20 protein-coding genes are annotated in these 25,313 nt (G+C 36.2%); 13 read left to right on the top strand and 7 right to left on the bottom strand.

Annotated elements, in window-relative coordinates:
• Positions 1 to 898: 898 nt before the first annotated feature.
• The 13 genes from J7R05_RS02905 (at position 899) to J7R05_RS02845 (ending at position 16,409) form a co-directional block, all read left to right on the top strand.
• Positions 899 to 1,759: a peptidoglycan-binding domain-containing protein gene (locus tag J7R05_RS02905; protein WP_208541120.1), complete on the top strand. Its 861-nt coding sequence runs from the start codon at positions 899 to 901 to the stop codon at positions 1,757 to 1,759.
• Between the two features lie 329 nt (positions 1,760 to 2,088).
• Positions 2,089 to 2,325 carry a hypothetical protein gene (locus J7R05_RS02900; protein WP_010703503.1) on the top strand — a complete coding sequence of 79 codons (237 nt, stop codon included), beginning with the start codon at positions 2,089 to 2,091 and terminating at the stop codon, positions 2,323 to 2,325.
• 20 nt (positions 2,326 to 2,345) lie between these two features.
• Positions 2,346 to 3,014, top strand: coding sequence for a response regulator transcription factor (locus J7R05_RS02895; RefSeq protein WP_034990115.1), 669 nt, complete (start codon positions 2,346 to 2,348; stop codon positions 3,012 to 3,014).
• Positions 3,011 to 4,423 (top strand): sensor histidine kinase, encoded by a 1,413-nt coding sequence (locus J7R05_RS02890; RefSeq protein WP_208541119.1) that lies wholly within the window; start codon positions 3,011 to 3,013, stop codon positions 4,421 to 4,423. Before J7R05_RS02895 ends, J7R05_RS02890 begins: the two co-directional genes overlap by 4 nt.
• 530 nt (positions 4,424 to 4,953) lie before the next feature.
• The gene (locus J7R05_RS02885; protein WP_208541118.1) at positions 4,954 to 5,790 is read left to right on the top strand and encodes a tetratricopeptide repeat protein; all 837 of its coding nucleotides are present in this window, start codon (positions 4,954 to 4,956) and stop codon (positions 5,788 to 5,790) included.
• Between the two features lie 194 nt (positions 5,791 to 5,984).
• Positions 5,985 to 6,482, top strand: a complete 498-nt coding sequence (gene ccmE / locus J7R05_RS02880) for a cytochrome c maturation protein CcmE (protein WP_208541117.1) — start codon at positions 5,985 to 5,987, stop codon at positions 6,480 to 6,482.
• The gene (locus J7R05_RS02875) at positions 6,472 to 8,415 is read left to right on the top strand and encodes a heme lyase CcmF/NrfE family subunit (protein ID WP_208541116.1); all 1,944 of its coding nucleotides are present in this window, start codon (positions 6,472 to 6,474) and stop codon (positions 8,413 to 8,415) included. Before ccmE ends, J7R05_RS02875 begins: the two co-directional genes overlap by 11 nt.
• A 39-nt stretch (positions 8,416 to 8,454) precedes the next feature.
• Positions 8,455 to 8,886, top strand: coding sequence for a cytochrome c-type biogenesis protein (locus J7R05_RS02870; RefSeq protein WP_208541115.1), 432 nt, complete (start codon positions 8,455 to 8,457; stop codon positions 8,884 to 8,886).
• A 213-nt stretch (positions 8,887 to 9,099) separates the two neighbouring features.
• Complete coding sequence (locus J7R05_RS02865; protein ID WP_208541114.1) at positions 9,100 to 10,608, top strand: Do family serine endopeptidase; 1,509 nt, start codon at positions 9,100 to 9,102, stop codon at positions 10,606 to 10,608.
• Between the two features lie 78 nt (positions 10,609 to 10,686).
• The gene (locus J7R05_RS02860) at positions 10,687 to 11,373 is read left to right on the top strand and encodes a response regulator transcription factor (protein WP_208541113.1); all 687 of its coding nucleotides are present in this window, start codon (positions 10,687 to 10,689) and stop codon (positions 11,371 to 11,373) included.
• Positions 11,370 to 12,752, top strand: a complete 1,383-nt coding sequence (locus J7R05_RS02855) for a sensor histidine kinase (RefSeq protein WP_208541112.1) — start codon at positions 11,370 to 11,372, stop codon at positions 12,750 to 12,752. Before J7R05_RS02860 ends, J7R05_RS02855 begins: the two co-directional genes overlap by 4 nt.
• 108 nt (positions 12,753 to 12,860) lie before the next feature.
• Positions 12,861 to 15,785, top strand: a complete 2,925-nt coding sequence (locus J7R05_RS02850; RefSeq protein ID WP_208541111.1) for a bifunctional [glutamine synthetase] adenylyltransferase/[glutamine synthetase]-adenylyl-L-tyrosine phosphorylase — start codon at positions 12,861 to 12,863, stop codon at positions 15,783 to 15,785.
• Between the two features lie 87 nt (positions 15,786 to 15,872).
• Positions 15,873 to 16,409: a methylated-DNA--[protein]-cysteine S-methyltransferase gene (locus tag J7R05_RS02845; RefSeq protein ID WP_010703514.1), complete on the top strand. Its 537-nt coding sequence runs from the start codon at positions 15,873 to 15,875 to the stop codon at positions 16,407 to 16,409.
• 5 nt (positions 16,410 to 16,414) lie between these two features.
• Here the strand turns inward: J7R05_RS02845 and J7R05_RS02840 are convergent, their stop codons facing one another.
• The 7 genes from J7R05_RS02840 to thiS form a co-directional block, all read right to left on the bottom strand.
• Positions 16,415 to 18,733, bottom strand: coding sequence for a PAS domain-containing sensor histidine kinase (locus J7R05_RS02840; protein ID WP_208541110.1), 2,319 nt, complete (start codon positions 18,731 to 18,733; stop codon positions 16,415 to 16,417).
• A gap of 279 nt (positions 18,734 to 19,012) precedes the next feature.
• The gene (gene pepN / locus J7R05_RS02835; RefSeq protein WP_208541109.1) at positions 19,013 to 21,640 is read right to left on the bottom strand and encodes an aminopeptidase N; all 2,628 of its coding nucleotides are present in this window, start codon (positions 21,638 to 21,640) and stop codon (positions 19,013 to 19,015) included.
• 74 nt (positions 21,641 to 21,714) lie between these two features.
• Positions 21,715 to 22,545 carry a uracil-DNA glycosylase gene (locus J7R05_RS02830; RefSeq protein ID WP_010703517.1) on the bottom strand — a complete coding sequence of 277 codons (831 nt, stop codon included), beginning with the start codon at positions 22,543 to 22,545 and terminating at the stop codon, positions 21,715 to 21,717.
• A gap of 440 nt (positions 22,546 to 22,985) precedes the next feature.
• Positions 22,986 to 23,744, bottom strand: coding sequence for a hydroxymethylpyrimidine/phosphomethylpyrimidine kinase (locus tag J7R05_RS02825; protein WP_208541108.1), 759 nt, complete (start codon positions 23,742 to 23,744; stop codon positions 22,986 to 22,988).
• Positions 23,735 to 24,340: a thiamine phosphate synthase gene (locus tag J7R05_RS02820; protein WP_078689544.1), complete on the bottom strand. Its 606-nt coding sequence runs from the start codon at positions 24,338 to 24,340 to the stop codon at positions 23,735 to 23,737. The genes J7R05_RS02825 and J7R05_RS02820 overlap by 10 nt, the downstream gene beginning before the upstream one ends.
• Complete coding sequence (locus J7R05_RS02815) at positions 24,337 to 25,110, bottom strand: thiazole synthase (protein WP_078689545.1); 774 nt, start codon at positions 25,108 to 25,110, stop codon at positions 24,337 to 24,339. The genes J7R05_RS02820 and J7R05_RS02815 overlap by 4 nt, the downstream gene beginning before the upstream one ends.
• A 4-nt stretch (positions 25,111 to 25,114) precedes the next feature.
• Complete coding sequence (gene thiS / locus J7R05_RS02810; RefSeq protein WP_208541107.1) at positions 25,115 to 25,312, bottom strand: sulfur carrier protein ThiS; 198 nt, start codon at positions 25,310 to 25,312, stop codon at positions 25,115 to 25,117.
• Position 25,313: the final 1 nt, after the last annotated feature.

The following is a 25,313-nucleotide window of genomic DNA, read 5'->3' as shown; positions in this document are numbered from 1 at the left end:
TTATGAAAGAAATTTCAAACCTTAAGTGTTTTAATGGATTCTATGTACCTTAAACTGGATTATATTTTTACGTTTTTTAGATGATTTGGGTGAATGTAAAAAGGACCAATTGTAATTTGGGTTTATAAGGCAGACCTTATACATTTTGTTTTTATGCTATTTAATACGTGATGTAAAAGTTTAGATAATGATCTTTCATTTCAGTATTTTTGATTATTTTTTTAATTGTTTGTTGTTATTTTAGGCGGTGCTAATTTTGTGGCTTATATTGAAGAAGAATGAAAAGCCGAAAAAATAAATGCGCATTTTCGGTGAGAAAGTTAAATAGTTTTTTACCCTTCAGATATTGCAAATAGAATCCGAAATAAATCTTATAAGATTGAGCAGGATATTAGTGGATAAAATTGCTATCAACGTGTGATACTATATTTGAATTTGTATTGATCAAATCATTACGTCAAAGGGTATAAGTTCATAAATAAGCTATCTAGGAAAAAAATATGCTGCAAAGTTGGCTTTTAATAATCATGAAATATATCTCAATATGATTTCGTCATAGCATAATAAGCACAAGAAAAGTGTAATTTAAGATACAACATTGTTAAGGTAATTTGTTAGAGGGTATTATATGCAAGTAAGATTGAGATGAAAAAATGTTATATAAACTAGATATCTCTTTACAGATTGCTAAAAATATTGTGGCAATGTGAAATTGAGAAAAATAGATTAAGACTTGTCTTACTTGTGTATGTAAGTTTGTATATCGGTATAATGAACATATTGAGTCTAACTTAAAAAGTACAAATGATAGCAGTAGGTATGCTTTTCTAGCTGAAAGTGATAATAAGTTTGATTTTATACGGAAAGCAATTACGGTTAAAAATAAAAAATTAAAATAATGGCAAAAAAACGAAAAACGCGCAAAACGAAAGTCATAAAAAAGCGTAGTATTATTATAACATTTTTCTTAATAAATTGCCGTTTTCTGCTTTGGTTAGTAAAATGGCTTTATCATCGTACGCGCATAAATGCTTTATTGGTTATAGGCTTTTTCTTTTTTATTATCAGTTTTGGTTTTTTTGCTTTCAATGCTTTGTTTTCACAAATAAAAATGCGTCAGGATAGCTTCGTTGAAATGAGCTTGGCGGCAGTTCCAACTGTTATACAAAATTTTATTTTACTTAAAGAACGCGCTACATCTCAAGAAAATACTTTTGTTATTCCTGTACCTGCTATAAAGAGTTTGCATCAAAATTTATCGTTCAATTCTTTGCAGAGTGCTTTACCGGAGGATTTGTTAGAAATACAAAAAGAGTTAGCAGAACTTGGATTGTATGATGGTCCTTTAGATGGTGTGCATAATCTTAAGATGCGTCGTGCTATAGAGCTATGGAAACAACAAACTGCTAATAAAACTTTGCTAGTGCAAAAAGATAAAGATATTGTGTCAAAACATCCGAAAGATGAAGTTGCTGCACTCATTGAGCGTAGCGAAGTAGAGATGGCAAATAATCCAATAACAACAAGTGATTTAACTCACTCAGAGGAAGTTATTTTAAAGCCTCTTGTTATAGATATTATACGGGTACAGGAAGCATTACGTATGTTTGGTAACCAAGAGGTGACAATCACTGGTATAGAAGATGAAAAAACTATGCGTGCTTTAAAGCAGTTTCAAAAAATATTTAATCTTCCCGTAACAGGTAAGATTGATCGTGAAGTTTTGCTCAAAATGCATGAAGTTGGTTTGCTGAGTTAAAAATAATTCTTTCTATAGATTCCTTATTTTTTGATTTGGGTTTTATGACTTATAATTTGGATTCCATAAAAAATAAATTGAGACTAGAATTTTTAAAAGTAAATATAAATTTGTTTATCTAAAATTTTTGGATATCTGCTCTTGTTTGTTCTATACATGGCGTACGTGTGGGAAGTGTATGTTATGTTGTTGTAGAGATAATTAGGGTATCATATAAGTTAATTTTTTTGGAATTTATCATTGCAAGTCAGGTACTACTTTATGATTTTGCGTAAATAAAAATTCTATTGTTCATTTTCTATTCAGGTAAAGTAGATTATAAGCTATTTATGATAGAAAAAATTTTCTTATTTATAATGTTCTTAAGTGTCATCAGTGTGGATTCTGTTTTAGCGGCCGATTGTACTGAGGTGGGTAAAAGAATTGCTAGCCGTCAAGGCGGAATGTTGACGCGCTCAACACCAATTATGCGAGATGGCGAAAATATGTGCGTGGTTGTAATCGTAGTGCCTGCTCATAATGGTAAGAGACCACGTCGTGTTGAAGTTGTTGTTCCTGCTGATTAATTTTTTGTGCAGGTATAGTAATGCGCATTTTAATTGTTGAAGATGACCGAGATCTTAATGATCAATTAGCAGAAGCTTTGAAAAATGCAGGATATGTTTTTGATTGTGTTTTTGATGGTGAAGAAGCTTATTTTTTAGGAAGTACAGAGCCTTACGATGCTGTAATTCTTGATATTGGTTTACCACGCATGGATGGGATTCGTGTTGTTGAGAAATGGCGCCAAGAGGGGTATTCCATGCCTGTTTTAATGCTAACAGCACGCGATCGTTGGTCTGATAAAGTACTTGGCATTGATGCAGGTGCTGATGATTATGTTGTTAAACCGTTCCATATAGAAGAGGTAATAGCACGGTTGCGGGCGTTAATTCGTCGAGCTGCAGGCCATGCAACAAATTCATTATCTTGTGGGAGTGTTTTGTTAGATACTAAGACTTCTCGTGTTTTTGTTGATGGTCAATTGATTAAATTGACATCACATGAGTTTAGGCTTCTTTCTTACCTTATGCACCATTGTGATCAAATCGTTTCAAGGACAGAGCTTATCGAACATCTTTATGATCAGGATTTTGATAAAGATTCAAATACGATTGAAGTTTTTGTAGGGCGATTACGAAAAAAGCTTGGAGTAGATTTGATAGAGACTGTTCGTGGAATGGGGTATCGGGTAAAAACATTAGGTGACAAATGACAGCTTTGAAGAACAATAGCCAGTTTAAGAAGTTCTTTTATTTTATTGGTAACTCTCTCAGTTTACGCGTTATGATTTTGTCTACATTGTGGGTTACTATTTCGATTTCGTCTATTTCAGCAATTAGTATTTTATTTTATCAGCGTTCAAGTGAACAAAGTCTATGTCGTATTCTTTCTGCTCAGCTTTATAGTCTTATTGCAACTGTAACTGTAACGCCTGAGGGGTATTTAAAAGGAGGTCTTGGATTTGATGATATTCGTTATTCAGATTCCACATCAGGGTGGTATTGGGAAGTAGTTGCTGTATCACCTGATTTACATGGAAGATTGGTGTCACCGTCATTGGGAACTAAAAAAATTTTTTCACCAAGCGATGTTGATGTGCCTTTTGACAATCAATTCTTTCGTTCTTATCGAGTAAAAGGGGATGATGGTAAGAACCTACAGGTTATTGAAAGCGATATTGTTTTAGATAATCAGAATAGGGTTGCTCGTTTTCGCCTCGTTGGGAATATTGATGAAGCGCATGCGCAAGTAAAAGAGTTCAAGCAAACTTTACAAATTTTTCTTTGGAGTTTTGGTATAGGCAGTGTTCTTATCAATATTGCTGTTATTTTTTTTAGTTTTCAACCATTGAAACGGATTCGACAAACATTGAATGATATTCGTGAAGGTAAAGCTGATTATGTCAATACGGATTTATTGAGTGAAGTTATGCCGTTGGCACAAGAAATGAATGCTCTTATTAATAATAATCAGCGTATTATTGAACGATTTCGGATGCAAGTGGGTAATCTTGCTCATTCATTGAAGACACCTTTATCAGTTATCATGAATGAAACTGATAAAATGAGCGGAAAACAGGCCGTTTTATTATGTGAACAAGCTAAAATAATGCAGGCTCAAATCAATCATTATCTACAACGTTCTCGGATTGCAGCGCAGTGCAACAGTATTATTAATCACACGTCTGTTCGCAAAGTGCTCGATCGTTTGGTGCGGGTCATGGAAAAGCTCAATCCTGATAAACATATTCAATTTATCATGGATATTGATGATATTATTTTTTCTGGTGAAAGGGAAGATTTAGAGGAAGTTGTCGGTAATTTGGTTGAGAATGCTGCTCAATGGTCTCGCACCCAAATTTTAATTTGCTGTGGTTTAGAAGAGGGTGTTGAAGAGGAAGCATTCTTTAATATCATTATAGAAGATGATGGTCCTGGTTTAACAGAAGAGCAAATAGATAAAGCTTTAAAAAGGGGACAGCGACTTGATGAAAGTAAACCGGGAACGGGATTAGGATTAGCGATCGTTTCAGATATAGTCAGTGAATATGGGGGAAGTCTTTCTTTATCACGTTCTAAATTGGGTGGATTATATACAAAAGTTTTATTGCCAAGGCGGTAAATATATTTTTTCTAAGAGGCGCGTATATTAGAATTAATAAATAGAGTAGTATCTTCATACAACGCATTGAGGTAAAAAAGTCATTTTTTGTATATTAGGATGGTGTTTGTATACACTAAAGATCTATAAGTGGAGTCTTTGTATATGTGGGTAAAATTAATAATGAATTTTGCTCAAGTCATAATGCAAAAGTGGCTTTGTTTTCATGGGTTTTTTAATGCTTTTTTTGGCAAGTCATTACAAAATTTGTAAAGGATATAATGTATTAGAGGATGTTGGATACTGAAAAAATCACTTGAATGTTTATACGAGGTAAGTATTCCTATAAATGGTGATACTAGGATTATTTTATCCAAGTTGGTTTGAAAATTGTTATCAATACAGTTTTTTATCCTCAATGATACGCTACAAACAGTTTATAGTAGTACATGTCACAATTCTAATGGAAACTAGGGGATTTCTTACATGAATTACGAAGTAAAGAAGAACAGATTATAGCTTTTTAATTATTATAATGATATTACAGTAATATGCTATTATTAATTTTAGCTGCATTTTTTCTCATTCTTTTAACAATTGCTATCTTTTTTTTGCTGCATTTTGACTATGGATCTAAAAAAGATGGGCAAGTTTTGGTTATGGATGAGGGCAAAAATCAGATTCATAGAATTGAATCTGGCTTTGAACATAACTTCATTGATAAAGAGCGCATACAAGAAGTACATCTTGAATTACCCAGTACAGCTATTTCTGTTGAAACACACAAGGCTTTTGTACAAAAACCTTATAAGCACCGTAAGGGCCTTTGTGTTTTAAAGGCATTTGTTATTTTATTTGTTCCATTTGTAACGTGCGGTATTTATAGTTTAACAGGCAGTCCGGGAACCAAAAATTATTTTTTTAATGAATTAATGGATAAGGATCCACAAACGTTAAATAGGCGTGAGAAACTTGTACGTTTACAAACGCTTTTTTTTCGCACGCCCAATGATGGCAAGATAGCAGATGCTTTAGCAATCAGTTATTTTGAGGAAGGTCTTTTTCAGGATGCGGTGAATATTTATTTAGATGCACTTCGTTTAAATGGAGAGACAGCTCCACGGTTGATGGGGTATGGTCTAGCGTTGGTTGGTTATGAAGGCGGAATAATTACACAAGAAGCGCAGAATGCTTTTCAAAAGGCTGCAGATTTAGCTCCAGATGATTTTTATCCTCGTTTATTTTTAGCTGATGCACTTTGTCAGGCTGGTAAACCTGAACAGGCAGTCCAGCTTTTACAAAATTTTCTCGGTACAATATCTAAAGATGTTCCAGGAAGATCCCGTATTGAAGAAATGATAGTTCAGTTACGTAATACATGTCATTAGATGTCAAAGAAGTAAATTGGAGCAGCTTAAGGCTATTGAAACAAATGGGCTTATTGAGTAGTAAAATATTAGATAAGCAAATTGATCAGTGTATAGAATACTGCAAAGCTGTCTAAAAAGATGAAATATATGAATGATTAAATTGTACTTATGTATATCACGTAATTTATAAAAATATTTTTTGTAAATAGGCTATGAACAGTCAATCTTTAAAAAGTCTCCCTTCACTTAAGCTTATTTTGAAAAAGCGGAAAAAAAAGCGTTTGCTACTCATTTTATTATGTCTTTTTATACTGGCAATTGCAGCAGGCTTTTTGTTGTACGCAATGCGTAATGCTGCAAGTTTTTTCCGAACGCCATCTGAGATCACTAGGGAGGATATTTTAACAGGTCACTCTTTGCGTCTAGGTGGCTTTGTTGAAAAAGGGACCGTTGAATACGGTGACAAGATGAAAGTAACTTTTTTCGTGACTGATCATTCAAAGCGCCAAAAAGTAGTTTTCAATGGCATATTACCAGATCTATTTCGTGAAGAGCAGGGTGTTATCGTAGAAGGATATTTTGACGAACAGGGGCTTTTTATAGGCACACGTGTTTTGGCAAAACATGATGAGACTTATATGTCTAAGGAAACAGCTGGTCATTTAAAAAAGCGTCATAGTATGGAAGGGGCATTTGATCGTGCTCGTTGAATTGGGTCATATTTTTTTAGCTTCAGCATTTGCAGTTAGTTTATTGCAAGCTTTTTTACCTATTTTGGGTGTTTTGTGGGCAGAGCGCTCATTGATGCGGATAGTGGAACCACTGGCATATATCATCTTTATATTATTGTTCTTGTCTTTTTCAATTATTGTACATGCCTATATGGTATCTGATTTTTCTGTTCTGAATGTTGTTGAGAACTCTCATTCAGAAAAACCAATGTTTTATAAGATCATTGGTGTTTGGAGTAATCACGAAGGATCAATGTTATTATGGGTTTTAATCCTAGCTTTTTTTAGCGCATTAGTGGCATTGTTTAGTCATCAACTGCCAGAAAAATTTAAAGCATTAGTTTTAAGTTGCCAAAGTTGGATTACAAGCGCTTTTCTTTTATTTATTCTTTTTTTATCCAACCCATTTGTACGTATTGATCCACCAGCATTACAAGGAAATGATCTTAATCCTTTTTTACAGGATAATGCTTTAGCAATTCATCCACCACTTCTTTATTTAGGCTATGTTGGTTTTTCAGTTTGTTTTTCTTTTTCAATAGCTGCATTAGTTACAGGATATGTTGATAGAGTTTGGGCACGTTGGGTACGTCCATGGATTCTTCTCTCATGGGTTTTTTTAACGCTTGGAATTATGGTTGGTTCATATTGGGCTTATTATGAACTTGGCTGGGGTGGTTATTGGTTTTGGGATCCCGTTGAGAATGTTTCACTTATGCTTTGGCTTTCAGGAACGGCTTTCTTGCATTCTGCTATTGTTCTTGAAAAGCGAAATGCCTTAAAAAGTTGGACTTTGTTTTTAGCTATTCTTACTTTTTCTCTTTCTCTTATGGGGACTTTTCTTGTTCGTTCGGGTATTTTAATGTCTGTTCATAGTTTTGCTGTTGATCCAGCACGTGGGCAGGCAATTCTTGCTATTTTGCTTTTTTTCATAAGTGGGGCTTTTTTGCTCTTTGCTTTGCGTGTACCTGTTTTGAAAACAGGTGGTTTTTTTCAACCAATTTCGCGTGAAGGTTTTATTGTTTTAAATAATTTATTTCTCACCACGGCAACAGCAACAGTGTTAGTTGGTACAGTTTATCCTTATTTTATTGAAGCATTAACTGGACAAAAGATTTCCGTAGGTGCTCATTTTTTTAAACTTACATTTGGACCTTTAATGGTGGTGCTATTATTGTTGGTTCCATTTGGGCCAATGATAGCGTGGAAGCGCGGCGATTTTCTTGCAGTTTTTGAGCGGTTGTGGTTTGTTTTTGTATTAGCTTGCGTGGCCTGTTTTGTCACATTTTATACAACGTCTTGGCGTGATATTTTTGCAGCTTTGGGAGTTGGGCTTTCAATTTTTGTTGTCTTGGGTAGTTTAGCTGGTCTTTGGGTGAAGAGCGGTCATAGAAAAACACCCATGCTGATACGAGCGAGGAGATTTTTTGGGTTACCATGGTCTGTTTTTGGCGCTGCATTGGCACATATGGGATTAGGGGTCACATTATTTGGTATTGTTTGTGTTGCAACTTTTGAGCAAGAACAGATGTTAACCATGCAAATAGGGGATACGGTTACAATAGCTGGTAAAACTATTCGTTTTGACGCATTACGTAATGTTGCTTTCTCAAATTATTCTGAAATGCAATTTGATTTTAAAATATATAAAAATCAGAAATCTGTGCGCAATGTAACGGCATCAAAAAGATTTTACTCAAGTAAAAATATATCAACGACAAAAGTTGGTATTGAAAGTTATGGTTTTTCTCAATTTTATGTTGAACCAGGTCGGATAGGTGACCAAGGTCTTGATGTGTATATACGGTGGAAACCTTACGTAATCTGTATTTGGTTTGGCGCATTGATGATGGCAGTTGGTGGCTGTTTTTCCTTTTTAGGTTATTGGTTACGTATGAGGATGCATCAATGAGTAATTTCCAATTTTAAATATTTTTGAAAGAGTATTGTGGTGAAAAGGTTTTTCTGTTGGGCTATTATTTTTTGTGTTATTCTTTTTCCTATACAATTTGTGATAGCAGTAGAGCCACATGAAATTTTAGAAGACCCAATACTTGAATCACGGGCTCGTAATATTTCATCACAGTTGCGTTGCCCAGTTTGCTACAATCAATCGATTAATGATTCAGATGCTCCATTAGCACATGATTTACGCCTTTTAATACGTGAACGCTTAAAAGCAGGTGATAGTGATCAACAGATTATTGATTTCCTTGTTGAAAGATATGGTGAATTTATTTTATTAGAATTACCGTTCAATAAAGTAACATGGTTTTTATGGTTATTTCCTCTGATATTTCTTATCATTGGTATCAGTGTTATATTTTTTCAAATAAAACGCCGTAAACGCTCAAAATTAATCGCTTTCAAAACTAATGAATAGAGATGACTAAAAATGTTATCAAAGTGAAGTAAATTATATACAGAAAAGAAGTTTGGTCTGTTTAAATTAATGCTTTGTCTCTATCTATTATTATGAATTGTTGTTTGTCTAACCTTACAAAACTTTAACGATTTAGACAGAAAACGGTAAGGTCTGTTGTTTTATTACTAATTTTAATAAAGACCTCAATATTACTAAATAGGAGCACACAAAATGGTTAAACCAATCTTCCGTATGATATCACCGGCAATAGGTCTTTCTACGGTTTTAGCAAGTACAATGTTTTTGAGTGGATCAAACTTTTGGATAACAGCGGCTCATGCAGATCCTGTGTTTGTTCCATCAGTGCAGCAGCAGGGGTTTGCAAATGTTGTATCTCAAGTAAAACCTGCTGTTGTTTCAGTACAGGTGAAGAGCAATGCAAAAAAAGAAGAGTGGTTCTTTGATGGCTTTTTTAGTGCTCCAGGTATTGATCAATTACCTGATCAACATCCTTTTAAAAAATTTTTCAAAGAATTTTATGACCATAGTTGGCCTAACAATAAGCATTCTCATCGTTCGCATAAACCCCGTCCTATAGCTTTTGGATCTGGTTTTTTTATTTCGTCTGATGGTTATATTGTGACTAATGATCACGTAATTTCTGATGGAACAAGCTATTCTGTTGTTCTTGATGATGGTACAGAACTTAATGCCAAACTTGTTGGAACAGATTCTCGAACTGATTTGGCAGTGTTAAAAGTGGATGATAAACGAACATTCCCATATGTTGATTTTGCTGATGATTCAAAGCTTTATGTTGGCGATTGGGTTGTTGCTGTTGGTAATCCATTTGGTCTTGGTGGAACTGTAACAGCAGGGATTGTTTCAGCACGTGGACGTGATATCGGTGCTGGTATTTATGATGATTTTATTCAGATTGATGCTGCTGTTAATAGGGGGAATTCTGGTGGGCCAACTTTTAATCTTAATGGGCAAGTTGTTGGGATTAATACAGCAATTTTTTCTCCCTCTGGAGGAAACGTTGGAATTGCATTTGCTATTCCTGCGACAACAGCAAAACAGGTTGTAAAGCAGCTTATTGAAAAAGGTTCAGTTCAACGTGGTTGGCTTGGTGTTCAGATTCAGCCAGTAACCAAGGAAATTTCTGATTCAGTAGGTTTAAAAGAAACCAAAGGTGCTTTAGTTACTGATCCACTCAAAGGGCCTGCAGAGAAGGCTGGTATTAAAACAGGTGATGTAATTATTGCAGTAAATGGTGAAAAGGTTACTGATGCGCGTGATCTAGCAAGGCGTATTGCACATATTAGACCGGGAGAAACAGCAGTCTTAAATGTTTGGAGATCTGGCAAAGAAGAAAAAATTAAAGTTAAGCTTGATGCGATGCCAGAAAGTGAAAATAAGAAAGAGGCTTCAAGGTCTTCATCAAGTAAACAACAGAGTTCGAATGAAACTCTAGAAGATTACGGTTTGATTGTAACCCCTTCTGATGATAGCACAGGAATGGTTGTAAACGATGTGGATTCCGATTCAGAAGCAGCAGAGAAGGGAATTCGCCCTGGTGATGTAATTGTAACAGTTAATAATAAGCCGATCAAAAAAGTATCTGATATTACTGATGCAATTAAGAATGCGCAAAAGCTAGGACGAAATGCAATATTGTTGCAAGTGCGTACAAATGATCAAAATCGTTTTATTGCTCTTCAAATTGTTAAGAAATAACGTCTGTTAACAGTGGGACAGAATTTTTATAAATTTCTGTCCCATAATTGTTTAATAAAATAATTGGAGAAGCGTCTTATGAAGATACTTGTCATTGAAGATGATCGTGAAACAGGACGTTATCTTGAAAAAGCGTTTTTGGAAGTAGGATATACAGCTGATATTGCTTGTGACGGGGACACTGGTTATTCTTTGGCTGAAACAGGCAATTATGACGTTATGGTTGTTGATCGGATGCTACCGCATCGTGATGGTCTGTCCATTGTTTCTGAATTACGCGCCAAGGGTAATGAAACGCCAGTTCTTATTCTTTCTGCTTTAGGGCAAGTTGATGACCGTGTAACGGGTTTACGTGCAGGAGGTGACGATTATCTAACAAAACCTTATGCATTTTCAGAGCTTCTTGCACGTGTTGAAGTATTGCAACGACGGAAAAGCCCTAAAGAGGCAGAAACTGTTTATTGCGTAGGCAATCTTGAGCTTGATCGGTTAGCGCATACAGTAAAACGTGGTGGAATAAATATCATATTACAACCACGCGAATTTCGTTTGCTTGAATATTTAATGCGGTATGCTGGTCAGGTTGTTACACGCACTATGCTTTTGGAAAATGTTTGGGATTATCATTTTGATCCGCAAACAAATGTAATTGATGTTCATATATCTCGCTTGAGAGCAAAAATTGAAAAAGACTTTGATATTCCACTTTTACATACGGTACGTGGAGCTGGATATATGCTAAAGGCTCCAGATAAAACAATATGAACCGTTTAATCAATATAATGCGCACAACTGCTCTAAGGCTTTCTGCACTTTATATTTTATTGTTTAGTTTGGTTGCAGCTGGTCTTTCTATTTATATGACAGCATTTGCTGTCTCATTATTAACAGATCAAACTGAACAAGCTTTACGTGAAGAATTAAGGAATATTGAAAGCGCTTATAATTATGGTGGGTTGTCTTTATTAATGCGTACTATTGATTATCGTTCGCGACAACCTGGAGCTTTTCTATATCTTGTTACTGATCCTATGGGGCGTATTTTAACAGGCAATGTTGCGCGTATTGAACCTGGTTTGCTTAAATATAATGGCTTTCTTTCGGATTCTTTTTTATATTCACGTTTTGGAGAGCATGGCAAAACAAGTGAGCATCGTGCTTTAGCAGTTGTTGTTGATTTACCAAATGCTATGAAACTTCTTGTTGGACGGGATTTAGATGAACCAGAACGTTTTGCAAAGGTTATTCGTAAAGCTGTGGTGATTGCTCTTATAGCAATGGTTGGAGGGGCTTTGCTAATATGGTTTTTTGTTGGCAGACGGGCGTTGCAGAGGATTGATCGTGTCACAGCTGCATCACAACATTTAATGGATGGTGATTTTAGTGAGCGCTTACCTGTTTCTCAAGCAGGTGATGAGTTTGATCGATTATCAGCTAATCTCAATGTTATGTTAGATCGTATTGAAGAATTAAATATTGGTCTACGTCAGGTATCAGATAATATTGCTCATGATCTTAAAACGCCGCTAACACGTCTTAGAAATCGCGCTGAAGAAGCACTGTCAGGACAAAAGACAGAGCTTGAATATCGGCAAGCGCTGGATGATGTTATTGCTGAATCAGATCAACTTATTCGTACTTTTAATGCTATTTTGATGATTTCCCGCATTGAAGCTAGCAGTTCTATTGCGCGTCTTGAACCCATGAATGTGAAGTTAATTCTTGAAGATGCGGTTGAACTTTATGAACCTTTTGCTGAAGAAGCGGGTATTTTGCTTCGATTAGGGCATGTATTTGATAAAGAGGTCAGGCTCAATCGTGAACTTATTGCACAATCGATTTTTAATCTTATTGATAATGCAATCAAATATGCACCTAGTGGTGAAAAAAATACAGAAATTTCTTTGTCAATGGAATACCGTGGCGAATGTTTGCTCGTTGTGGTTAGTGATAATGGTCCGGGAATTGCAGAAGATAAGCGTGAAAAAGTAACAGAACGGTTTATTCGTCTTGAGAAAAGCCGCACACAGCCTGGTTGTGGTATTGGTTTAAGTATAGCAAAAGCTGTTATGAAATTTCATGGGGGAGAGCTGTTACTTGAAGATGCAAACCCAGGGCTTAGAGCTGTTTTGATGTTTCCTTAATATTTGTTTACTTCATCACCTTATTTGATGTGTGTAAGACTGTTTTTCTAAGTCTATAATGTAAATACAATAAAACGAAACTCAAAATACTTCCTCAAGGAAATGTAGATGAAAAAAGCTTTTTTAAAAACACAGCTTCTCTCTTTACGTCCACTTGATGAAAGTGGTTCTAAATGGTTGAAGGATATTACAGAACAAGCAAGAAAAGAAAATTTAGAATCATTGGTTTCCTATATTACAGTTGGGGGAGAGCGGGTTGATTTCATTAGTGCAGTTATGACTTTATCTCCTTTTTTGCGTGGAGCTTTGATTGTCAATCCATCTTATCTTAATTCCTTATTGGACGTTGATATAGAAACAAGGCTTAGCAAAATTATAGAAGATATTGCAGCTATCGATAGAGTTGAAGGTATTCATGAAGTTTCATTAATGGCTGTTTTAAGACGCAAGAAAAAAGAAGCACATGTTCTTATCGCTTTAGCTGATTTAAGTGGTATTTTTACTTGCGCAGTATCATGTATGTGGTTAACCCACTTGGGTGAAGCGGCTTTGGGTGCGGCTTTACGTTTTCTTTTAAGGGAAGCGCATGATCATGGAAAGATTAATTTGCTTAATCGTGACAATCCAGAACAAAATTGTGGTTTGATCATTTTAGGTATGGGAAAGTTTGGTGCAGGAGAACTTAATTATTCTTCTGATATAGATCTTATTATTTTTATTGATGACACGTTGCCTCATGTTAGTGATTTTTGTGAAAGTGTCGATGTATTCTCTAAAATAGTACGTCGATTGATCCATATCATTCAAGCTCGCACTGCTGATGGATATGTTTTTCGGCTTGATTTGCGACTTCGTCCTGATCCGGGTTCAACGCCTTTAGCATTACCGGTAGGAGCAGCTTTGCGTTATTATGAAGGACGTGGACAAAATTGGGAACGTGCAGCTATGATTAAAGCACGTCCGGTAGCAGGTGATATTATTGCAGGTTTTAATGTACTGAAAGATCTTTCACCTTATATATGGCGAAAATATTTAGACTATGCTGCTATTGCTGATATTCATTCTATTAAACGTCAAATCCATGCGTATAAAAATTATGGTCAGATTGCTGCTTTTGGCCATAATATAAAATTGGGAAGAGGTGGTATTCGTGAGATTGAATTTTTTGTTCAGACACAACAGTTAATTGCAGGTGGACGCTTTCCTCAATTGCGTGGACGTGAGACAGTTGCAATGTTGAAAGAACTTCATAATCTTGGTTGGATTGGTAAGGAAACCAGAGATAGCCTTATAAAAAGTTATGCTTTTTTACGTAATGTTGAGCACCGTATTCAAATGTTTGCAGATGAGCAAACACATATTTTACCAGAGGATGTTTCTCAATTCACTAGTGTTGCATATTTGATGGGGTATAAAAAGAAAGACTGCTTTATTAGCGATTTATTAGAAACACTTAAAATAGTTGAAAAACATTATGCAGCGCTATTTGAGCATGAACAAGAACTTGGCTTGGAAATTGGCAATTTAGTTTTTACAGGTGAAGAAGATGATCCCGAAACACTTATCACATTAAGTCGTTTAGGTTTTGAAAGGGCTAGTGATATTTGTCGTATTATGCGCACGCTGCATTGTGGGCGTTATAAAGCCACTCAATCTGCTGAAGCACGTGAAAGGCTAACGGAACTTACACCAGCACTTTTGAAAGCTTTCGGTGCTACTAAAAGAGCTGATCAGGCGATGTTGCGTTTTGATAGTTTTTTGCAAGGTTTACCTTCAGGGATTCAACTTTTTAGTTTATTGCAGTCTAATCCATCTCTTTTAAATATGTTGGTACGTATTATGGGAGCAGCTCCGCGCCTTGCGGAAATTATTACACGTAAACCGCATGTTTTTGATGGAATGCTAGATCCAACAATTTTTTCAGAATTACCGACAAAAGCTTATCTAGAAAATCAAATTAATTATTTCCTTGAGGGTGTAACTGCTTATGAAGATATTCTGGATCGTTTAAGAATTTTTGCAGATGAGCAACGTTTTTTAATTGGTATCCGGCTTTTGAACGGTACAATTACAGGAGATAAAGCAGGCTTTGCTTTTACTACACTTGCAGATCTTATGATTGCAAAAACGATTGCTGTTGTTCAAGAAGAATTTTCTCGTTGTCATGGTCATGTTAAAGGAGGACGTATTGGCATATTAGGTATGGGTAAGCTTGGAAGCTGTGAATTAACTGCAGGCTCAGATGTCGATCTTATTGTGCTTTATGATCATGATGAGGACGCAGAAAAATCTGATGGAGAAAAGCCTCTTTATGTTTCCCAATATTATACTCGTCTAACACAACGTTTTGTTTCTGCTTTATCTTCTTCTACAGGTCAAGGTGTCCTTTATGCGGTTGATCTACGATTGAGACCATTGGGCAATAAAGGGCCTGTTGCTGTTTTTTTTGAAGTTTTTGCAAAATATCAGCGTAAGGAAGCATGGATATGGGAACATCTTGCTTTAACCCGAGCACGGGGTATAGCTGGCGATGCTGATTTTTTACAAAAATTAGAAAATGAGGTTCGTGCAATTATTGCACTTCCTCGCGACAAAAAAATGATAGCAAAAGAAGTACGTGAAATGCGTGCTTTAATTGAGCAAAAAAAACCACCAAAAAATCGATGGGATTTAAAAACTATACCTGGTGGAATTATGGAGCTTGAATTTATTGCTCAATATGCTCTTATAACTCATATGATTGAATTCCAGATTGGAACGACGACTGCTGATATTCTTTCTCATTTACCGAAAAGTTTTCTTGATCAATCACTTATTTCTGAATTACATCACGCTTATTGCCTTTATACAAATTTGAGTCAAATTATACGCCTTTGCTTAAATGATTATCTTAATCCTGATGATATGCCGCCTGGACTAGGTGATCTCTTATTGCATAGCGTTGGTGAGCCTGATTTGCTGCGCGTTGAGAAACTTATTGAAGAAACAGGCCAATTGGTACATTCAATTTTTACACAGGTGTTTAAAGATTGAACACGCTTTATCATAAAATCATAAAATTTCCATTTTGTTAGAAGATTAAATTGTACAAAGTGTTAACTCAATTCTCGAAAAGCATTCATGATAGGGCTTAAGAACAAGAATTCGCAAGATGCGATTGTTGTTATTTTGAAAGAGACATCAATAGGGGTTCTCTTAATTGCAAAATCTCGCAAAGGTATTTGTAATATAGCTTTAGGCGATACTGCCGGACAGTTATTACAGGAATTGAAAATAACCAATGTGCAATACAATATTGATGACAATGTATTAAATAGAGAAATTGCGCATATTGTAGCAATGGTGGAAACTCCTAAATTGGTAGAACATCATGATTTACAATTAGATATTAAAGGTACAGCTTTTCAACAAAAAGTGTGGGGTGCATTATGTGAAGTACAGTGTGGGGAAACGGTTTCTTATAAAGAATTAGCGCAACATATCGGTATGCCGAAGGCTGTTCGTGCGGTTGCAAATGCGTGTGCACATAATAAGTTGGCATTAGTCATTCCTTGCCATCGTGTGATATACAAAAATGGCGCTATTGCAGGTTATCGTTGGGGTATTCAACGAAAACAAATTTTGCTTCATCGAGAACGGCAAGAATATTTTGTTTGAAAATTTTAATTTTGTTGAATTGGCATTGTAATAGTTACAGTTGTACCTTTTTCTTCTTTAGAAGTAATTTCAAGTTTTCCTTTGTGTAGTTTAACGAGAGAACGAGAAATAGCTAACCCAAGGCCTGAGCCGGTATGAGTTTTGGTAAATTGATTTTCAACTTGTTCAAAGGGTTGCCCAAGTTTTTTTATTGCTGCTTGAGGAATACCAACTCCTGTATCTTTTATTTTAAAGATAAGGTTATTTTCTTTCTGGAAGGCACAAACATCAATATTGCCACCAGAAGGTGTAAACTTAACGGCATTGGAAATAAGATTAAGGAAAATCTGTCTTATGGCACGGCAATCAACTTCAGCATGAAGTTTTGGTGCAATATTCTCTGTAACGGAAACCTTTTTTTCTTGTGCTTGTGGGGTAAGTGTTCGAACTGCTTCACTGATGATTGGTCCAAGATCAATATTTTGACAATCAAGAGTAAATCTTCCAGCTTCGATTTTTGACATATCAAGGATATCATTGATGAGAGTTAAAAGATGTGTTCCTGAATTGTGAATATCACGCATATATTCTTTATAGCGTTGTGAACCAAGAGGGCCAAAGGTAGATTGCAACATGATATCTGAAAAACCAAGAATAGCGTTAAGAGGTGTACGTAATTCATGGGATATATTGGCTAAAAATTCTGATTTAGCTTTATTAGCACTTTCAGCTCGCTCTTTTTCTGCTTGCAGACTTTTGTTCAGTTTTTCAACCTCTGTTGCACGTTGCTGGGCATTTCCTCGTGCACGTTTGAGTTCTTGAATGAAAGAAAAAAGGCTTTTTTCGCTGTTTTTAAATTTTTCTTGCTGTTGTTTAAGTTCGGAAATGTCAGTACCAGTGCAAACAAGCCCTCCATCTTGTGTACGCCGTTCATTAATTTTGAGCCAGCATCCATCTGCGGTTTGGCGAATACTGGTTAAATTACCAGCTCCATCTTCTTTGAGGAGATATTCATTAATAGCAGGACGTGCCATAGCTTCAACAGTCGCACGTTGAATGCCTGATTGCAGCATTTGTTTTGGGATAGCTGCATATTCGCAAAATTTGCTATTGGACATAACTAAACGCCCTTCAGAATCCCACAATACAAAAGATTCTGAAATATTTTCAATAGCATCGCGAATACGAAGGTCAGCTTGTGCTGTTTGTTCAGCAAGTTGACGTTGTTCACTAATATCGAAGGAAATACCAACTAAATGAGGCTCTTCTCCTTCAGTAACTTCGGCACGAAAACGCATCCATATATAATGACCATCAGCATGACGCATGGGAATATTAATATCGATGTGTTTTTTTTCACCGCTCATTAATTCCTGAGCGAGATCAAAGAAATTAGTATCAGTTGGGTTGATGATGGCAGTAATTTGAGAAATTGACAGCAATGCATCTTGAGGCACATAACCAAGCATTTCATACATGGCTCGTGACCAATATACTCGACCGCTTGCCATATTCCAATCCCACAATCCACAACGTCCACGCATCATTGCCATATCAATACGGTTTTGATTTTTTTCTGAAACCAGATTCATATTATGTGCGCGTAAAACTTGATTGTAATATGCATAAAGAAGGGCCAGTATAATACCGGTGGTTCCTATGAATAAAGTCATATTTAATGAGAAGATTTTACGCCATTCCATATAGATGTCGTGTGTTTTTTCACTCATAAATACGCTATATTGACTATTTTTTGTTTGGCTAAATAAAGCTAAGGCAGGTTCTGTTCCTATTTTGATTTGTGTAGCGCCAGTGTGCTGTTTAAGAGACTCTAAAGCGGCATTTTCAGAGATGAAATTTTTTAAAGGTTTTCCTAAGATTACCTCTGAACTAGATGAAGCTAAAACATTTTCATTTTGATCGACTATAGCGATTATAGTATTGGTATTGACAAGGTTTTGGTTACGCAGATCAACAAGGATATCTTCTAAATGACTATGAGAAAGACTAGTAGTTTTTCCTTGCTTGGTAACGGTAGATAAGTCACGATCAATCGTATTTACGATGTAAGCAGCTAATAGATTCATTGTAGAGCGCGTATCTTTATCAATCGTATGGCGTAAGTCATAAATTGACACAAAGCGGACTGCTGCTAACACAATGAGAAAAAGAATGATGATAAATGGGATAGACCGACGTAGCCAAGGCTCAATCGATAAAAGTTTTTTATGAATTGAACCAGAAAGTAAATCAATATACGCTTCCTGTGCCTTGCGATTTTGAACGCTCGGCTTTGAATCGGAATATATTCCTGTGGGCGCATTATATACGTCCAATTTCTCCATTTCTGGTTCCTCTAATCATGAATAATATGACTGGAAAACTATTTCTGTACTCATAACAAACCAGTGGGTACAGTGAATCAAAACAGGAGTCTTCTGTCTAGTCTTTTTTTTAGGAGAAAGTAATTTTACTGCTATGAACGTAAATTATTGACTATTGAAAACGCTTTAATATTGCTCATAAACAAGCTTGCACGACTTGTTTATGAGCTTACCTTTATTGAATAGATATTTCTAATTTAGCTTCAAAACATCTTATAATATATTGATTATAAATATATTTTAATTGAGCATACGATTAATGATATCTGCTACATCACTTGACAATTTAGGTGCTGCTGCAATTGTTTTTAATGCAGTTTCAAGTTTCTGCTGCCGAATGGGCTCCCATTGTCGCCAGGAGCGCATAATTGTTAATAATCTCGAAGAAAGCTGTGGATTCTTTTTATCAATTTCTAAGATGATTTGGCAAAGGAAATGATAAGCTGCTCCATCAACTCTATTAAAACCTGTTTGGTTTCCTGCTGCAAAGGCACCAATCAGGGCACGAACTCGATTAGGATTATCCTGTGAAAAGAGCGGATGTTTCATGAGTTTTTGAATCTGGCTAAGTGTTGCCTCTCCAGCAACCATTGCTTGAATAGAAAACCATTTATCCATAACCAAAGGATCGTGACGATATCGGTTTTCAAAATCATTTAAGGCGTCTTGTGCTTGTTTACTTTCATTAAAGCGTTGCACTAAAATCGTTATGCTGGCCACGCGGTCAGTCATATTATCAGCCATTGCATATTGTGTGGCAGCACGGTCTGGTTTGTTTTCTGCAATAGAAAGATAGTCTAATATAACATTGCGTAATGCTCGTTTTCCAATTTGTGCAGTGTTTGGTGAATAAGGCTCTTTTATCTCCATCTGTGTATAGATTTTTGTTAAGAGTTCTTGATGAGTGTGTGCGATAGAAGCTAAAAATTGATTACGCACGTGATGAATACGATCTGGATCGACATTTTCAGCAAGTGTGCGAGCAAGTTCAACTTCGCTAGGTAAGCTTAAGCAAAATGCACGAAATTCAGGTTCAAGATTTTCATCTTTAACGATAATTTCGATGAGTTCTAGCAAATTAGAGGGCATGCCACTCTTTTCTAGCGTTTTATCTTTAATTACTTGAATAAGGGCTTGCGTTATCAGATGGTTGAGTGATTGCCAGCGATTAATTTGATTACTATCGTTTTTAGCAAGAAAGATCAGTTCATCTTCATTGAATGGGGTTTGTAAAGTAATAGGGGCAGAAAAATTTCTAAGAAGTGATAAAACAGGCTTTTCACTCAATCCTTTTAATGTAAAGGTCTGAGTTTCTTGAGATAGTATCATAACATCTGCTTGAATATTTGCATCAGATTCATAAGTTAACGCTTCTCCCTTATGCCCCAGTAAGCCAAAAGCGATAGGAATGAGCATAGGTTTTTTTTCGTTTTGTTGTGGTGTTGCTGGAATATGTTGTTTTGCATGAATTGTTAAAACGCCATTGTTATAATCACTATCGATTTTCACATTAGGCGTACCAGCTTGTTCATACCACAACATAAATTGTGAAAAATCTTTACCAGAGACTTCAGCAAAACAGGTGATAAAATCCTCAATAGTGCATGCTTGCCCATCATGGCGTTGAAAATAGAGATCCATACCTTTACGAAACAGAGTAGGGCCTAAAATAGTGTGCACCATGCGGACCACTTCTGCTCCTTTCTCATAGATAGTCGTAGTATAAAAATTGTTGATTTGACTATATTGACGAGGTCGTACAGGATGAGCCAATGGACCAGCATCTTCAGAAAATTGTGTAGCTTTCAGAGTTTTTATGTTTTCAATTCGCTGTAGGCTGCGTACATTTTGATCTGCAGAAAATTCCTGATCGCGGTAAACAGTTAATCCTTCTTTTAAACAGAGCTGGAACCAATCACGGCACGTAATACGATTTCCCGTCCAATTGTGGAAATATTCATGTGCAATAACACGTTCAACATTTCGGTAATCATGGTCGGTTGCTGTTTCATGGTCTGCAAGGACATATTTATCATTAAAAATGTTTAATCCTTTATTTTCCATTGCACCCATATTGAAATCTGAGACAGCAACAATATTGAAAACATCAAGATCATATTTGCGTCCAAAGCACTGCTCATCCCAACGCATGGAGCGCTTGAGTGCATCCATCGCATAGATTGCTCGTTTTGTTTTTCCTTTTTCTACATAGATGCCAAGTTTGACACGCCGCCCAGATTCCGTGGTAAAATGATCTTCTAACTCATCAAGATCTCCACCAACTAGAGCAAAGAGGTAGGATGGTTTCGGATAAGGGTCTTCCCAAATGGCAAAGTGACGGTTGTTATCAAGGGTTCCTGTTTCAACAAGGTTACCATTAGAAAGCAAGATAGGAATTGTGTGAGAATCTGCTTCAATTCTTACTGTATAAGTGGAAAGAACATCTGGGCGGTCATAAAAATAAGTAATACGGCGAAAACCTTCCGCTTCACACTGTGTGCAATAAACACCGTTTGAAAGGTAAAGCCCCATGAGTTTGCGGTTATTTTCAGGGTTTAATTCTGTAACCAATTGCAATGTAAAAGGAGAAGTAGGTGGAGTTGTAATTTCCAGATATGAAGGGGTGCTTTTGTAAGTATTGTCAGCTAATTTTTCACCATTTATGGCAACAGAAATTAGTGTAAGTTCGTCACCAGAAAGTACCAAAGGTGTTAATTTTTTTATATTTTCACGAGGCTCAATCAGTAATGTTGCTGTAACACGAGTTTTTGTTGGCTCTAAGCAAAAATCAAGCTGCGTTTTGGGTATAGTGTAAGGTGTGGGCTGATAATCTTCCAAATGATAAGTGGGAATAGTTGGTTGTTTCATAATTTTTTCCTTATTGTATTTAGGGATGTGAGTAATTAAGTGTTTGTATTTTTAGAAGAAGGAAGATCAATGAGTTATAAAAGATTATTAAGACGGTCTTTTACTTCTAAAAAATCCATCCATGTAAGCTTTTTTTGACTAGGGGTTCGTAAAAGATAAGCAGGATGAAAAGTTGGCATAACAGGTATTTTAACGTTATTTGCGCTCTCATAGATTTGCCACTTTCCCCTTATGCGTATAATTCCGCCTTGAGCCCCTGTAAGAAATTGTGCAGCAGTTCCTCCTAGCGCAATAAGAACACGAGGGTTAGCTAGCTCAATTTGTCGTTCAATAAAGGGGCGACATAATGCAACCTCTCTTGGTGTTGGTGTGCGATTTCCAGGTGGGCGCCATGGAATAGTGTTTGCTATATAAACATTTTTTCTTGTTAGACCAATAGATGCCAATATTTTGTTAAGTAGCATTCCTGCTTTTCCAACGAACGGAATTCCTTGTATATCTTCGTCTCGTCCTGGTGCTTCTCCTATAAGCATAAGTGGACTTCCTGCTGTTCCATCTGAAAAACAGGTGTTTTTAGCTGTCAGTTTTAATGAGCAACCATTAAAAGCGAGGAGGGCAGATTTTAATTCGTCAAGTGTATGGGCATTTTTTGCCATCTCTATAGCTGAGAGCGTGTCATGTGTTTTATTGTCAAGGTTATGCGGTGGTTTGTTATGCAGTTTTATGGGTTGGGAAGTTTGTTTATGATGGATAATATCAACTGCTTGTTTTGATTTTTGCTCTAAAATAGCAGATTGGCTAAAACGGTCAATTGGCGTGTCGTTAAGCGCAGCATCTACACCACTTTCTTTATAAAAGCTTAATAGTTCTTCATATGAGATTAAACATTGAGTTTGTTCTGACATTTCGCTTTTTTACTTGTAACCAATCCATTAATGGATAAACCAAGCAGAATTATTCTTCAAGCTTTATAATGTATTTTATTACGAATGAAGGTATAGTAATATTGTTTGATGATTTTTTAGAAACTGGCCTTAATGAAATTATAAGATTCAATAATTGAAGTTCATAGTTTTTCTTTGGCGTGCAAATGACTGGAACTTTTATCTATGCCCTTATTGATACACAGGTTTTCTGTATGATTTATGCGATGTGAAAGATGTAAGGGTATAATTTATATTTTGTATTTGCTAAAAGTGCGTGATGGATCATTTCAATGTATTTATACGTTTTAGTATCACGCGATTACTCTAAAACCAGTTATTTTATTCCATTATAAGCAAGTTTCACGTGATATAAAAGGATTAAAACAATTTTAAAAGAAAATGGAATAGTGTTTAAAATTTTAATGCTCTTTTTGAGAGTGATTTAAAAGCAGTGTATAAAGATATTCTTTTGATTTTTTTACGGCTGTCATTATAGATTTGTTGAATGCCAAATGTGCAGTAATGGCACTTGAAAGGATGCAACCTGTTCCACGCATTTCTCCTTTTAAACGTGGGGCAGAAATATTTATTGCTTGGGTTTTATCAATTAAAATGTCGGTTGCAAAAGCGCCATGTGCGTGTCCACCTTTTATCAATATATAGCGCGGACCAAATGAAAGAAGTTTTTTGGCTTGTTGTATTGCCTCTTCACAATTAGAAGCTAATGGACTTTGGCTAAGAAGAGCTAGTTCTTCCATATTAGGTGTTAAAAGTTCAATGTGAGGAAGCAGTTTATTAAGCATAATTTCTGTAGTTTTTTCTGTTGTAAGTTTTCCCCCTGATGAGGCAGTAAGAACAGGATCAAAAACAACTGGAATATGGGAGTAGTCTTCTAATACATTGCAGATTTCCACTATAATTTCTTGAGTGCCTATCATTCCGATTTTGATTGCGCGTATAAGATTGGCTTCTAAGGCCACTCGCATTTGTGCGCCAACAAATTCTCCACTCATGGGTACAATTTTGGCAACGTGGTTGTCATCTTGCACATTAACACAGGTGATTGCTAAACTTGCTTTTGTTTGAAAATATGCAGCTGTCTCTATATCGCGAACAATGCCAGCACCACCTGTTGGATCAGTACCAGCAACAATAAGAATAGAAGGAATTAACGCCATTTTTGAGTTACCTTCATCCACTGTTGGGTGCGCTCTTCTGGTTTTTTATGTAAAATAATATCGGTTACAACAGCAGCACTATTAGCCCCTGCTTCCAAAACATCAATTGCGCGTTCTGGTGTTAAACCACCAATGCCAACTAAAGGCAAAGCTCCAATCCGTTTTTTCCATTGTTTGATTTTTTCTAATCCTTGTGGAGCCCATTTCATTTTTTTTAAGATTGTCGGATAAATCGGACCAAGCGCAATATATTCAGGAGAAAAAGACATACTAATATCTAATTCATGTTCATCATGAGTGCTAAGACCAAATTTAATACCATTTTTACGGATTGCAGGAATGTCAGCGTTGCATAAATCTTCTTGTCCAAGATGAATAAAATCGCACTTTTCATCGATTGCTATTTCCCAATAATCATTAATGACTAATTGTGCTCCAAATTTATCGCATATATTTTTTGCTCGTTTTATATGGTGGTTTATTATTTCTATATTTTTGTTTTTCATACGTAATTGTATCAGTTTAACCCCGAGAGGAACCAAGCGTTCAACCCAATCGGCATTGTCAACGATGAGATAAAATGGATCAAGTTTCATGAAAATACTGCTTGTCCAATAACTGGTGTTGAAGGCACAGCTACATTGCGTGCTTCAAGGATTCCTGCTTTGTACCCCATACGTCCTGCTTTAATAGCGTGAGAAAATGCTTCAGCCATTAATACAGGGTCACCTGCTTTGGCAACAGCGGTGTTGAGCAATACTGCATCATAACCAAGTTCCATAGCAATAGCGGCGTGCGATGGTCGCCCAATGCCGGCATCGATAACAAGAGTAAGATCAGGCAAATAAGCACGGATAGAACGCAATCCGTCAGTGTTACAGGGGCCTTTGGCAGATCCAATAGGAGCACACCAAGGCATAATGACACGGCAGCCAGCTTCTAAGAGTTTTTCAGCTACAATGAGATCATCTGTTGTATAGGCAAAAATTTGAAACCCTTCATTGTTTAGAATTTTTGCTGCTTCAACTAAGGCAAAAACATTTGGCTGTAATGTATCCGAATTACCTATAACTTCGAGTTTAATCCAAGGTGTCTTAAAGAGATCTCGTGCTAATTGGGCTGTGGTAACAGCTTCTTTAACAGTATAACAGCCGGCAGTATTAGGGAGTACTGTTACGTTAAGTTCTTTTAAAAATTGCCAAAATTGTCCGCCTTGTTTTCCGCCTGCAGTTTCTCGACGCAATGAAACTGTCACAATTTCTGTATTAGATTTACGAATGGCTTCACGAAGGATTGCTGGTGAAGGATATTGAGCTGTTCCTAATAAAAGGCGGGAAGAGAACTGAGAGCCATAAAAATTCAACATAGTTTCAACCTCCTTGCATTGGGCTTAGAATTTCAATTCTATCTCCTTCATGCAAAACAAATTGATTTCGTGCATCTGCAGGAACAACTTCAGAATTTACAGCGGTTGCTAGCCAATTTCCTTCATAACCTAATTCTTCAAGAAGTAAATTGAGGTAAGTTACTTCTGTCTGGAGCATTTGACCATTGACCAATATTTGCATG

The sequence above is a fragment of the Bartonella capreoli genome, from assembly GCF_902813205.1.
In the GTDB taxonomy this organism is placed as follows: domain Bacteria; phylum Pseudomonadota; class Alphaproteobacteria; order Rhizobiales; family Rhizobiaceae; genus Bartonella; species Bartonella schoenbuchensis.
This window is presented reverse-complemented; position numbering and strand designations above follow the sequence as displayed.